We start from the raw sequence: 12763 nt of genomic DNA, 5'->3' as shown, positions 1-12763 counted from the left end.
GGTTTAGGCTTCCAGAGCCTGTTCGAACTTTTCAAACCAGCCGCTCCAGCCGTATCTGGCGCCTTCGAGACCCTGGACGTTGGTGAAGCCGGTCTGGTCGAGATGGAGGTTTACGCTGCCGTCTCCCAGGTCTTCGAGCGTCCAGGTCACCGTATGCCGCTCGTCGCCGGTCGCCCAGGAATACGACAGCCGGTTCGGCGCTTCGACGACCAACACTTCGCCGTCCACAAGGCCGTCCCAGTATTCGGAAGGCTGATGGCGGAACCGGAAGCGGTGCCCCACCTCCGGTTTAAAATCGTTATCCGTGATCCACTTCGCCAGCTTGTCCGAATCGGTCAGGGCGTCCCAGGCTTTCTCAAGCGTCGTTTTAAACTGAAAATCCATGGTCAATGCAAGGCTCATTCTTCTTCCTCCTCCAACAATCGGCCCAAACGGGCCATATTCGCATTCCAGTACCGGCGGTAAAAGCCGACCCAATCTTCGATTTCTTTCAGCGGAGCGGCGTTCAGCCGAAACCGCGTTTCCCTGCCGACTTTCCGGTCCAGCACCAGTCCCGCTTCTTTCAGCACGGTCAGATGTTTGGACACGGCCGTCCGGCCCATCTCAAACTGCGAGGTCAGTTCGTGCAGCGGTACCTCCGCGGATTCCGCCAGCAGGCGGATCAGCCGCCGCCTCGTAGGATCGGCAATCGCGTCGAATACGTCTCGCAAACGGTTGTGTTCATCCACCATACTCTCTCGATAACTCCGTTTCTTTCCTCGCCGTTCCAAAGGCCTGCCGATCGACGCTCAGTACCCGAAAAAAGCATCCTTCGCGATATTTCGTTTGGGCACCTTTTTCGTCTGCAAATAAACGGAAACGGCGTCTACCAGGGACCTGGGCCCCGCGACAAAATATTTCCCGTCTTCGTGCAGCGCGGCATACTCGTCGATCTCCCCGTACAGCTCGTCCCTCGATGCCAGATAGCTTACGCTGATCGGGGAATCGCCGGCCTTCTCGCCGAGTTCGCTTCGATAAATATACGACTTTTCGCCGTCCAGATAAAGAAGACGCACCGACATGCCCGCGCCGGTTCCCGTCAGATGCAGCTGTTTGATGATCGACCGAAACGGCGTAATTCCCATTCCTCCCGCCACAAACAGCGCCGGGCCGCGGTCTTTGAGATAAAAAGGCCCGAGCGGACCGCTCATCCCGATCTTGGTGCCCCGCTCCATCTCCAGCAGCGCCTGCTTGAACTCGCTCGGCTCCCCCGCGATCTTCGTCGTGATCCTGACCGCATCCTCCGCCGGAGCGGAAGAAAGACTGAACGGCTTCGTGCCTTTTTTGATCTTTTTATGCTTAATGCTGAACAAACCGTACTGCCCCGCTTTCCAGCTCAAGTCCTTGTCTTTGTCGAACACAAACGTATACACATCTTCCGCTTCCCTGTACCTTTCCCTGAACGCCAATTCTCTTTTTTTGAAAATAGGGATTAAGTTATCCGTGAGAAAACTCATTTTCCATCTCCCTTCGTCCCTGGATTCGCCCACTATAAGACACCTTTTAGTGTCCTTTTCATTATAAGACACCAAAAGGTGTCCGGTCAACCCGGATTTTCTCCTCTAACCGATATTTTTGGTTTCTCTTGCGCTCCCCGCCCTTCTTCTTTCTCTAAAAAAAGAAAAGCCGCCCGTTTCCGGCGGCTTTGTTGTTATCGAATTTCAGCTTGGAAAAAGTTGCTTGGGCAGAGGGAGATTTCGTGTAGGAGACCTGGCGTTCGCCTTTGAAACCGGGAAGATTCCACTGAAATCTAATCAAACTTCCTGGTTTCAACACGCGACCGAAACGAAAACTCCCGGCGCCCTTGCCTTTTATCCCGAAATTCCCGAACAACCAAAAGCCGCCGGAACCATCCGGCGGCTTCTTCGTTTCACGTCCATCCCCACATAAACCCGTCCCGATCCCAGGCAATCCGTCCGCGGTGCAGTTTGCGGAACTCTTTCTTCACTTCTTTTTCCAGCGAAGCGTTGCCGTTCTCGTTGACGAATACGAATTGTTCGCCGAAGTGGGTTCGCACATAGTCGATCGCTTCTTCCTGTCTCAAAATGCCGCGGAACCGGATCTCCTGGACCATCCACTCCGCTACCTGCTTCGCGGTCGTTTCCGCGCCCTGTTCTTCGCTCACGTTGACTCCTCCTGCCGACGCCCGCGGATCGTTGCGCCGCGCGTCCGGGTTTTCTTTTTACTATACCCGATCCCGGCGCTTTATTCCGGGCTTACTTCAGAATTTCGATATTCGGCATCAGCGGCAGCGGCTGAACCCGTCCTCCGGCCGCGTTGAGCACGCCCAGGATCACATAAACGAAGCCGGCCAGGTTAAACAGCGGAAGCAGAATCCAGCCGATGAACGGAATCAGGCTGAGCACGAAGTTGCCGGCAACGAGCACCAGCAGAAGCAGCAGGCCCTGGTTGGCATGGTACATGGCAAAGCGCGAATCGCGCGCGGCCAGCAGCGGCAGGAAGAACAAAATGTAAGACAGCGCGGCGATCGTTTTGTTCGCTTCGACGTCCTGCGGATCGCCCTGCGGGTAACCCGGATTCCGGTTTGGATCTTGCATGTGAATTTCTCCTCTCGATTTGGGGGTTTGCGGATTCAACGGTGTGCGGGTCTGGGAGCGGATGATTTCGTTTGCCGTTTGCCCTGATTATAAGCGGATATACGCATTTTTAATATCTGCGTTTCAAATTTTCTCGCTTAATTTTCGATAGATACTTGTTTTTTAGAAAAAAGTAGTTTATATTCGTTGAGGGGTCAATGATTGACGGGTCAATGATTGAGGGATCAACGATATAGAGCGGAAAGGAGCTGTACGGATGATTGAATCCAATCGGGAAGACTATTGTGTCCTTGAACGCCTTCAACTGCTGAACAATCGGCTCGGGTCCGCTTTTAGCGGCTGCGCGGGAATCAGCGCTTCGCGCTTCCGCCTGATGCAGGAACTGTTCGCCGCCGAAGAGATCGGCCAGACGTCGCTCCAGAAGCTGCTCGGTATCGACGGCGCGGCCGTAACCCGGCATCTCAAGCAGCTTGAGAGCCGCGGATTCGTCAGCCGGCGCAGCAGTCCCGAAGACAATCGGGTTACGCTGGTACGCCTGACGCAGCAGGGCCGCGAGCATATCGACGGCTATATCCAGGAGAAGTCCCGTCTGGTCGAGCAGCTTCTGGACGGTTTCGGCCCGGAAGAACGCAAACAGCTCGCCGACATGCTGGAGCGGCTGCAAAGCAACGCCGAGTCTCTTTAATACGTTCGACCTTTTACAACCATACATTCGAATCGAGAAGGAGTTCATATCATGAGCAACGTTCAAAAAGTACAGGATTTCATGGAAGTCATCAAAAGCCGCCGTTCGGTGCGCTATTACGATTCGTCCGTCAAGATCAGCCGCGAAGAAATGACCGAGATGCTCGAAGAAGCGACTCTGGCGCCTTCGTCGGTCAATATGCAGCCGTGGCGCTTCGTCGTGATCGAAAGTCCGGAAGCCAAAGCGAAACTGCTGCCGCTCGCCAAGTTCAACGGCAACCAGGTTCAGACTTCCTCCGCTGTCGTGGCGGTATTCGGCGATCTGAGATTCACCGATTACGCGCATGAAATCTTCGACAAAGCCGTCGAACTCGGCTATATGCCGCGCGACGTCAAAGAACAGCAGCTCGCCGCTTACCTGCCGCTGTTCGACGCGATGCCGGTCGACACGAAGCGCGATTCCGTGCTGATCGACGCCGGACTGGTCTCCATGCAGTTCATGCTGGTCGCCCGCGCGCACGGTTACGACACCAACCCGATCGGCGGTTACGAGAAAGACCGGATCGCCGAAGCGTTCGGACTCGATCCGGAGCGCAACGTTCCGGTCATGCTGATCTCGATCGGCAAAGCGGAGAAAGCCGGCCACTCTTCGGCCCGCCTGAACGTGGAACGCACGACCGAGTGGAGATAAATAAAAAGGAGAGATTCCATTGATTATCGTACACGCCGAATTCCAGGTCGATCCGACCAAAGAAGAAGCTTTCGTCAACGATCTGAAACCGCTGATCGCCGCCTCGCAGGCGGAAGAAGGCAATATCTCGTACAGCCTGCACAAGTCCGTCGACCGCGAGCACGTCTACACGATGGTCGAGCTGTGGCGCGACCGCGAAGCGACCGGCATCCACAACCAGAGCGAACACTTCACTTCCTTCGTCGCCAAAGCCGGACAGTACCTGACCGCCGCGCCGGAGATCAAAGCGTTTGAAGGCGAACCGCTGTCTTAAAAGCTTGTCTCGACTAAGCGAAATCCTGCTTTTGATCGAGAAAAGTGACTGATATGCCTACTGGCGCAAAACCGGTAAACGAGAACAGCCCCTCCCGATTCGGGAGGGGCTTGTTTGTGCGTCTTGTCAGGCTGCGTCCGCGCACAGCCCGACGAGCCAGAGGAACTGTGCGGCCGCGGGCCGATCAGGCCGGCTTGTCGACCATGCCCGGAACCTGGCCGGACGGCGTTTCTCCCGGCGAGGCGCCTTTCTTCTTGGCGACGTAGCCCGCCCAGTAGGCGGTCAGGATCGGCACGAGAATCGAGGTGACGATAATCGAAGCGGCGACCAGCGCGGTGGCCGCTTCGGCGGCCGGCATGAATTCCGGCTTCATCGTGGCGACGATCATCGGGTTGGCGACGGCGGCTCCGGCGGTGCTGGAAGCGGCCAGGCCGGCGGTGCCGCGTCCTCCGCCGATAAAGCGGTCGGCCAGCATCAGCGGAATGCCGGTTACGACGATGACGAACAGGCCGAGCAGAATGCCGAGCAGGCCCGTTTTCCAGATCACGGTCAGATCGATCGAGCTGCCGAGCGCAAAGCCGAAGAACGGAATGAGCGTCTGCGTGGCTTTACCGAAATAGCCGCGCAGATCGTGATCCAGGTTGCCGAGCGCGAAGCCGACGAGGAAAGGAAGCACGGCGCCGACGAACGCATGCGGTTCGAACACCGCCAGACCGGTACTGCCCAGGATAAGCATCGTGACCAGCGGTCCGGATTCCAGCGACATGAGCACGAATGCGCCCGCTTCTTCTTTGGAACCGTACTGCTGCATAATCGACGCGTACAGGCCGCCGTTGGTCATATCCATCGCGGAGATCAGCGCGAGCAGGGACAGACCGGCAAAGAAGCCTTTTTCGATCCCGCCGACCGGCAGGAACTGCATCGCGATCAGCGCGACTACCCAGGCGACGGCGATCTTGGTCAGTACGAGCGTGCCGGACTTGCGCAGAACCGTGCCGGTTGCCCGGACGTCGATCGAAGCGCCCATACAGAAGAACCAGACGCCGAGAATCGGCACGGTTCCGGTCATCAGACCGTTGGTGAATGAGCCGAAATATGCGCCCGCTCCTCCCCAAAGAGTATGGATCAGCGCCCCCAGAAACAGCGGAATCAGCATCATGCCGCCGGGAATTTTGTCGATCGTTTGTTTGATTTTCATCTTTGTGCACCTTCCTCGATTTCGGATGTTCCGTTTCGCCGTTAATTCCGGCTGAGCCCAAGCTCCGGAATCATCTCGGCAAATCGGTCGTGACTTTCTTGCAGCTGCTTTTCGAACTCTTTTCCGCTGCGGACCCGGAGTCCGAGCCCGCTTGCTTCCATCTCGCTCCGGAATCCGCCGCTCTGCGCCGCTTCGATGAAAGCGTGCTCAAGAACGGCGGCTACCGGGTCCGGCGTGCCGGACGGCACGGCCAGTCCCCGGAACGTTCCGGCAAAATCCGTCCTCATGCCGGTCGCTTCCTCCAGCGTCGGCACGTCGGGAAGCGCTTTCGAACGTTCGTCGGCGTTGACGACCAGCGTCCGCAGTTGGCCTTCCTCCACATACGTCTTGACCTCCGCCGGACTGACCGGCACGGCGTCGACGAATCCGCTGAGCAGCGCCGATACGGCCGGGCCCGCTCCTTCGTAGGGAATATGGCGGAACTGCGCGCCCGTTCCCCGCTCCAGCGTCACCGCCGCCAGATGCCAGATACTGCCGGTGCCGGCATTGCCCATCTTGATCTCGCCCGGATGGCTTTTGGCATCGGCCAGAAATTCGGCGGCCGTTTGCCACTTGGCATCGGCCCGGACCGTGATGGCCGAAGGATCGAAGCTGGTCTGCGCGATCGGCTTGAAATCCCGGTACGTGATCGGCAGCAGCCCCAGATGCGGCAGAATGGTAAGCTCCGATACCATAAAGGTAACGGTGTAACCGTCGGGCCGCGCTTCGGCTCCTTCCATCAAGCCGACCGCTCCGCCTCCGCCGGTCCGGTTGACGACCGTAACCGGCTGCCCGAGTTCGCGCTCCGCCGATCTGGCGAGCGCCCGGGCCATCGTGTCGGTCCCGCCGCCGGCCGAATACGGCACGATCAGCGTGATCGGCTTTTGCGGAAATCCTTCCGCCGCCCGCTTATCCGGTTCGCCCGGCCGAAACGCGGTCCATAATCCCGCGATCAGCGCCAGCGCCAGAACGGCCGCGGCTGCGGCGTATCCCGTTCGTTTCCCTGTGAATCGGTTCATCTTCGCACTCTCCGTTTCCTTGCGACTTTTTTCACAAGAAGGATTCTCGGGAAGATCGAACGCTCGGCTCGGGGAACTCCGGTGTGTGCCGCTGACCAAAGTGTAGGCCCCGGCGGCGTTCCGCGACAATCGTTCATTCTTCCATCGGGCCCGCAAAAACGCTATTCCTCGGCCTTTGCAGGATCTGCATATTCGCCGGAGGATCTGCGCATCGCTTTGTGCGTCTCCCTGTACTTGCCCGGCGTCACGTCTTTCAGCTTGCGAAAAGCGCGGATAAAACTGTTCTCGTTCTGGTACCCGACCCGCTGCGCGATTTCGACGATCTTGAGGCCGCCGTTTGCCAGCAGCTCGCATGCCGCGTCCATCCGGATCTGCGTCAGATACTCGTAGACGGTCGCGCCCGTTTCTTCCTTGAACATCGAACTGACGGAAGACACGCCCATGCCCACATGCTCCGCCACATCCTGCACCCCGATATTGCAGGGCAGATTGTCCCGCATATAAGTTTTCATCTCGTCGGTCAAACGCCGCTCTCTCGACGATCTTCGCTCGGCGGCAGCTTCCGAGATTCTCAGCGCCTGACGTTCCAGCAGATTGCCCAGCTCGTTCAGGTCCAGCGTCTGCGCCTGACGGCGCGTATAATCGCCCAATTCTCTCTCCAACGGCCAGCCGCGTTCGGCGCAGAAGCGGATCATTCGCCGCAGCAGCCGATCCGCTGCGTCGTACACGTCCTCCGGCCGGGCGGGATCGCGCTTCAAACTTTCCAGCCAGCCGCGAACCAGGCCGACCGACCGCTGCTCTTCTCCGGCTTCCAGCGCTTCCATAAAGGTGTTCGCCCATTCTTCGGTCGGCAGGGTCCGCCGCTCCGCGTATTCGTAAGCGTGGATGCGGCCGCAGCCTGCGTACAGCCGCTCGTTCAGCGCGCCGACGGCCTGCTCGTAGACGAGCGGCAGGCTGCCGGGGCCTGCGGCCGGACCGGACCAACCGGCCGAGACCGACACGCCGAGAAATTCTTTCAGCGTGCGGACGATTTCCGCCGCGCTCTCGGCGGCCGACGCTTCCGGCTGCTCCGGTTGAAGCAGCAGAATCAGGCTGTCCCGCTCCTCGCGGGCGCCGGCTGTTTTCCATCCGTTTCCGAGCCGTTCCAGCGCGATATTCTCCATGGCATAATGCAGCAGCCGCCGGTCTTCTTCCTCGTAGCGGTCGGCCCATTCCTTGTAACGGTCGATCGAGAACACCGCGATGTACAAACTGCCCGGTTTCCAATCTTCAAAATAACTTTCCCATTTCGTCCGGATTTCCGTCGCTCCGATTCTTCGGCCGAGCGTGTCCTGCAAAAATTTGGAACGCAGCTCCGGCAGCCCCGCGCGAACCGCCAGCCGTCCGTTCGACACATCGCCCAACAGCTTGCCGATCACCGGCTCCAGTTCGTCGAGCGTTTTCGGCGCCGCTTCGCCGCCCGCCGACGCAACCAGATTCCGAATGCGCTTGAGCGGACGGAAAGCGGCGAAGCTGTAGAAAGACACCGCGGCCGCTCCGGCCAGCACGGATACAAGCGCCAGCGACAGCATGGCGTTGCGCGCGATCCGGGCGTTTTTGAGCAGCTGGTCCATCGGCACGAGCGAGATCATGCGCCAGCCCGTCGCGTCGGAGAACGCCTGGTTCGCCAGATAATCCTGTCCGAGCACATGCACGTAATCGAACGGCCGGACGTCGATCTGCGAGATGACCTGCGTCATTTCGCCTGCCGGCACCGGGCTTTCCAGCTTGGGATAGATCCGATGGCCGTCCAGGTCGTACACGTATTGATAACTGTTCGGGTGCAGGTACATTTTGGAGAAAAGCAGATCGTAATCGAGGTCGACTACCACCGCGCCGATCGTGCGCCCGTTTTCCGAGACCGGACGAACCACGGACAGCAGTTCGGTATTCGCGGCTCCGCCTTCTTCGGTCCTCCGTTTCAGCAGCAGAGGTTTGCTTTCCGCTTCGCGGATCCAGGTCGACCAGCCGCGATCCGGCGCTTCGTTCCAGTCCGCCCGGTAGCCGTAATCGCTGGACAGCACCGAGCCGTGACGAAAGTCGACGACCGCGATCGCGCGAATATCCGATTGCAGCGACAGCGTTTGCAGATAGTCGAGCGTCGTTTTTGCCAGATCGGGCTGGCGTTCCGCGGAAGCGTTCAGCAGCCGGGCGACCGACGGATGAAAAGAAGCGTCCACCGCCCCGCTGTCCGCGGCCCGCACTTCCCGGTTGGTCACGTCGGCGTTGATCTGAAGCAGCTCGACATTCGGCGTGTTGATCTCCAGGTCGAGCGCTTTGCGATAATGATTGTAGGAAAAAAACGCAACCAGCAAAACCAGGATGGACAAGCCGGCGGTCAGCAGCAGAATCAGCCGCAGCGGCGTATTTTTTAACGTATATCGAAACCAGAAACGAGGCATGGAAGTCATCCTTTCGGGCGGGATCGCTTCGAAAGCGGCCGGAAAAATAGTTGCAAATTTTGATGTACAAATTTTCAGCTTTATACTTCCAGTTTGCCATATTTTTTAACTAACCCCTGTGAATTTTCTCATACTGCAAGGCTTTTTAGCAACGTTTTCGATCATCTTCCCGACTTGAAAAAACAAGAAAAACGCCTCTTCCGATGGAAGAGGCGTTTGGCCGCATACGGCAGGAGCCGCCAACGCGCGAAACAGAGTCGATCCGGACGAACACTGAAACGAATGCTTAGTAGAAGCGGCGCTGCTGCTCGGTACGGCCGGCGCTTCTGCTCTGGTCGTAAAAAGCGTTGACGATCAGCGCGATCCCGCTCGCCAGATGCAGGAACCAGCCGAGGAAAGGAATCCAGGCCAGAACCGATGTGACCAGACCTGCGATCGGGCCGTAGAACGGCACGCGCTCGCGTGCCGCGAAGATCAGCGTGACCAGATGGAGCAGGAACATAAAGCCGAGCGCTCCCCACCCCGTCGCCAGAACGAACCAGCCGCCGAGTACGGGAATCGCAAGCAGCAGTTCCAGCACACCGGACACCAACAGCAGAATTTTCGAAATTTTCATTGATTTTTCTCTCCCGTCTATATTGGAATGGAAGGATTTACGATTGCGGTATGCCTTCTATTACGGGGTGCGGAGCAGAAGGTTTCTTATCCGCGCAAAAAATAATGAAGCCTGCCTGCCGCCGATCCTTTAGTCGTTCAGGTAGCGGCGCGCGCCGGCGAACTCGTTGGCGTAGCCCGCTGTCGAGATCGGGATGATCTCCACCGTCCTGCCCGCTTTCGGCGAATGCATCATCTTGCCGCCGCCGATATACATCGCCACATGGTGGATGCCGCCTTTGCCGTTATTGTGCGCGAAGAACATCAGGTCGCCGGGCTGCATATTCGCTTTGGATACCGCGGTGCCCGCGCGGAACTGTTCGGACGCGTCGCGCGGCAGCGAAATGCCGTAATAGCCGTACAGCGCGCCGGTGAACCCGGAGCAGTCGAAGCCGTAGGCGGATACGCCAGCCCACAGGTACGGCAGGCCGAGGAACGCTTTGCCGGTCTCGACCAACTGCTCGCCGGTCGGCTGCTGCGTCTTCGCGCCCGGCTCCGTCAGCTCGACGTCTGCGGCAAGCAGCTTCGCCGTGCCGTACTGCGGCGTACGCACTTCGATCCATTTCCCGCTTTCCGAGACGACCGGAAGCCGCGTGCCGAAGCTCAGCTCCAGCAGCTTGGTCTGGCCGTTCGCTCTGTACAGCTGCGCCGTCTTCGCGCCGACGGTCGCGGTCTTTCCGGCCGAAGGCTCCCAGTCTGCGGCCGGCACGGTCTTGAGCTGCACGGCCGGCAGCCAGCCGGGATAGCCGTCGCTGCTCTTGGACGTCGCCTGGTCGAGCACGGCGACTTTGACCCAGGTTCCTTTGGTCTGGAGGACTTTGACTTCCCGGCCGTACAGCGCCTGCGTCTCCGTCTTGCCGGTCAGCCATCTGCGCTTGTCCGCGGTATTCATCGCGGCCGTCCAGGCTTTGATATCGGCCGGAGACGTCAGCGAAGGCGCGTCGATCGCCCGCGCGAGACCGGGCGATGTCCACAGCGTCGCGACGGTGACGCCGACGACCTGTTTGGTCTTGGCGGCAGGCGCGGCGGCGGTTTGGGCCGGGGAAAACGTCAAGACAGGCAGGATCAGGAGCAGGGAAAGCAGGAACAGGAGCGTTTTTTTGCGGGTATTGCCGATGTTCATAAGTGTAAAGCCCTCGTTTCTTTCGGAGTTTACGTACGCGCCTTAGACCAAAAATTAAAATCCAATTAGTTCTTTGAGAAAACGTTCCAATTCTTTGATAGGCGGAAGTTCGCGTGTATACTTCGATACCCAATCATTGTCCTGAATAGAAACTTGATTAGCTTTCCCCGGTTTTAATACATTCGCAATACAACCTACGATAACTTTTGGTTCATCCGTTAGTCCCCAGGCCTTACGGTGTTGCGGAGCTACACTGCTTACGAACTCTTTTGCTCCTGAAAAAAGCTCGGGGTATCTTACAGATGCACTTTCAATTAATAAGTCTTCCAGAGTTCCTTTATTTGAATTGTCAGGAAACAAATGAATACCCAATCTTGGAGTTCCGTCTATGACTGTCCCCGGAGAAAAACAAGAGGAGAAAGAAACAGAATCGTCTCCAATCTCTTCAATTAATATGCTGAAATTCGCTTCTGCCGGTTTACTGTCCGCATCTCCGATGACTCCTACTGAACTAAGGCCTTCACCGTTTTTTGTAAGCAAATTCAGCAGTGTTCCTCGAAGCATTTTTGATATTTTACTAAATCCGCCAGCCGAATGAATCGCCACTGAATACCCTTCTTTTTGAAAAAAAACGGGAACCGGTACGCGCTTTAAAAGATCACCTTCCGGCGGAAAATTTTTGGGGATCAGATCTATCCAGTATTCGTATAAATCATCAATCTGCTTGATGCGAGAAAAACCGTGTAGTTTCAGCACTTTCCCAGCAACTTCTACGTCATGAGGACCTTCAACGACAAGATATGATAATTCCATTGTCTACCTCACATCCTGGCCCATCGAAAATCTAAGCTCATAAATATCTTCGCCGATAAAACGCTTTGAAGAAGTCGAATTATTATTTTCGTCTTTTTCCAATCGGTACACAGTAAGATCGCTCAGGTTTTCCTTGTCCGCTGATAAAATACCATCGATCGCTTCTAGACTGTGCGTCGTTGCAATCAACTGTACATTAAATGTTTTGCAGCTGTCGACCAGCCATTCAAAAAACTTTTTCAGCATTTTGGCATGTATGGCGGTTTCGATTTCATCAATCAGCAGTACACCGTTTTGCGCTTGTAGGACAGCTGTAGCCACAGTAAGGACCCGTCGAATTCCGTCTCCATAAATAGATATTGGCAAATACCCTTTGGTATGGTGCTTAAAATACGGAACGGCAGTTTGGTCATCCGGCGAAAGAAGTTCAATATCTTCTATACTGGAATCGAAGTCCTGGAGCAGTTTAATCAGACTTTCTTTATTGCCTTGAACAATGCTGTTCGTCAAAGCTTTCGGAGATACCGGTACCAGACGATGATCGACAGGCGTAACCATTTTGGTTGTCAGCAGGCTTAATTCTGGATTTTTTCGAAATGGCGCATAGGAGCCAAGAAAAGTCTTTTTTTGTTTATAAACTTTGCCACCTATCGTTATATCAAAAGTTAAATCCAGTGCTCTAACTACCGCAAACTCCGATTCAGAATCGTTGATAGTTTCTGTGCCTTCATCTGCTTTCTTAAACATATCTACTAATTCTGTAGTATCCAAACAGGAGAGATTATATTTGACTTCTTTTTTATTGAGATAAGCTTTTAGATTAATATCTGTATGGATCTGTTCGTCCGGCAGTCCTCCAAGTTCCATTGGAAAAGTCCAAATAACAGAATCCAGTAAGGAAGCTCTTCTTGGCGTAAGAGTAGCACGATCGCGTCCTCGGGCAGTCTGAATAAGCTGATTCAGGTCGCCTGGGTTTGAGATCAATTCTACCGCTTCCAAAATCGAGGTTTTGCCGGCATTGTTTTTTCCTACAAGCAGATTTATTCGGCTCAGATTCTTAAGTTTTAGCTCTTGAATGCCCCGGTAACCCGCGATATATAGCTCATTAATGTGTTCCAATTTCCTGTATACCTCCTATCATCGGCAATTTAAAGTTCTGTATGATTGAGACTTCACTTTAATTTCGTGTCG

At 56.1% G+C, this 12763-nt stretch carries 15 protein-coding genes; 3 read left to right on the top strand and 12 right to left on the bottom strand.

Going from position 1 to position 12763, the window contains the following annotated elements:
- Positions 1-3: 3 nt before the first annotated feature.
- The 5 genes from QWJ34_RS17965 to QWJ34_RS17945 all read right to left on the bottom strand — a co-directional run bounded on the left by QWJ34_RS17965 (position 4) and on the right by QWJ34_RS17945 (position 2597).
- Complete coding sequence (locus QWJ34_RS17965) at positions 4-402, bottom strand: SRPBCC family protein (protein WP_302729935.1); 399 nt, start codon at positions 400-402, stop codon at positions 4-6.
- Positions 399-731: an ArsR/SmtB family transcription factor gene (locus QWJ34_RS17960; protein WP_483314287.1), complete on the bottom strand. Its 333-nt coding sequence runs from the start codon at positions 729-731 to the stop codon at positions 399-401. Before QWJ34_RS17960 ends, QWJ34_RS17965 begins: the two co-directional genes overlap by 4 nt.
- A 57-nt stretch (positions 732-788) precedes the next feature.
- The gene (locus QWJ34_RS17955; RefSeq protein WP_368046811.1) at positions 789-1412 is read right to left on the bottom strand and encodes an FAD-dependent oxidoreductase; all 624 of its coding nucleotides are present in this window, start codon (positions 1410-1412) and stop codon (positions 789-791) included.
- A 497-nt stretch (positions 1413-1909) separates the two neighbouring features.
- On the bottom strand, positions 1910-2164 hold the full coding sequence (locus tag QWJ34_RS17950) for a DUF6953 family protein (RefSeq protein ID WP_483314286.1): 255 nt from the start codon (positions 2162-2164) through the stop codon (positions 1910-1912).
- Between the two features lie 91 nt (positions 2165-2255).
- Positions 2256-2597, bottom strand: a complete 342-nt coding sequence (locus tag QWJ34_RS17945; RefSeq protein WP_302729933.1) for a DUF4870 domain-containing protein — start codon at positions 2595-2597, stop codon at positions 2256-2258.
- A 256-nt stretch (positions 2598-2853) separates the two neighbouring features.
- Between QWJ34_RS17945 and QWJ34_RS17940 the strand changes: the two genes are divergently transcribed.
- From QWJ34_RS17940 to QWJ34_RS17930, 3 genes are read left to right on the top strand one after another with little or no spacing between them, the layout of a single operon-like run.
- On the top strand, positions 2854-3282 hold the full coding sequence (locus QWJ34_RS17940) for a MarR family winged helix-turn-helix transcriptional regulator (RefSeq protein ID WP_302729932.1): 429 nt from the start codon (positions 2854-2856) through the stop codon (positions 3280-3282).
- A 51-nt stretch (positions 3283-3333) separates the two neighbouring features.
- Positions 3334-3972, top strand: a complete 639-nt coding sequence (locus tag QWJ34_RS17935) for a nitroreductase family protein (protein ID WP_302729930.1) — start codon at positions 3334-3336, stop codon at positions 3970-3972.
- Positions 3973-3991: 19 nt separating this feature from the next.
- Positions 3992-4285 (top strand): putative quinol monooxygenase, encoded by a 294-nt coding sequence (locus QWJ34_RS17930; RefSeq protein WP_302729928.1) that lies wholly within the window; start codon positions 3992-3994, stop codon positions 4283-4285.
- Between the two features lie 184 nt (positions 4286-4469).
- Here QWJ34_RS17930 and kdgT read toward each other — a convergent pair whose 3' ends face one another.
- The 7 genes from kdgT to QWJ34_RS17895 all read right to left on the bottom strand — a co-directional run bounded on the left by kdgT (position 4470) and on the right by QWJ34_RS17895 (position 12691).
- Positions 4470-5483: a 2-keto-3-deoxygluconate transporter gene (gene kdgT, locus QWJ34_RS17925; RefSeq protein ID WP_302729926.1), complete on the bottom strand. Its 1014-nt coding sequence runs from the start codon at positions 5481-5483 to the stop codon at positions 4470-4472.
- Between the two features lie 41 nt (positions 5484-5524).
- Positions 5525-6541 (bottom strand): tripartite tricarboxylate transporter substrate binding protein, encoded by a 1017-nt coding sequence (locus QWJ34_RS17920; RefSeq protein ID WP_302729924.1) that lies wholly within the window; start codon positions 6539-6541, stop codon positions 5525-5527.
- A gap of 161 nt (positions 6542-6702) precedes the next feature.
- Positions 6703-8982 carry an AraC family transcriptional regulator gene (locus QWJ34_RS17915; RefSeq protein ID WP_302729923.1) on the bottom strand — a complete coding sequence of 760 codons (2280 nt, stop codon included), beginning with the start codon at positions 8980-8982 and terminating at the stop codon, positions 6703-6705.
- A 286-nt stretch (positions 8983-9268) separates the two neighbouring features.
- Positions 9269-9598 carry a hypothetical protein gene (locus QWJ34_RS17910; protein ID WP_302729922.1) on the bottom strand — a complete coding sequence of 110 codons (330 nt, stop codon included), beginning with the start codon at positions 9596-9598 and terminating at the stop codon, positions 9269-9271.
- 129 nt (positions 9599-9727) lie between these two features.
- The gene (locus QWJ34_RS17905; protein WP_302729921.1) at positions 9728-10759 is read right to left on the bottom strand and encodes a C40 family peptidase; all 1032 of its coding nucleotides are present in this window, start codon (positions 10757-10759) and stop codon (positions 9728-9730) included.
- A 54-nt stretch (positions 10760-10813) separates the two neighbouring features.
- The gene (locus tag QWJ34_RS17900; protein WP_302729919.1) at positions 10814-11572 is read right to left on the bottom strand and encodes a DUF3226 domain-containing protein; all 759 of its coding nucleotides are present in this window, start codon (positions 11570-11572) and stop codon (positions 10814-10816) included.
- Between the two features lie 3 nt (positions 11573-11575).
- Positions 11576-12691, bottom strand: coding sequence for an AAA family ATPase (locus QWJ34_RS17895; RefSeq protein WP_302729917.1), 1116 nt, complete (start codon positions 12689-12691; stop codon positions 11576-11578).
- Positions 12692-12763 lie beyond the last annotated feature (72 nt).

Source organism: Saccharibacillus sp. CPCC 101409 (genome assembly GCF_030518235.1).
Lineage (GTDB): Bacteria > Bacillota > Bacilli > Paenibacillales > Paenibacillaceae > Saccharibacillus.
Note: the sequence above shows the minus strand (reverse complement) of the source record. Positions and strands in the feature narration are given on the sequence as shown.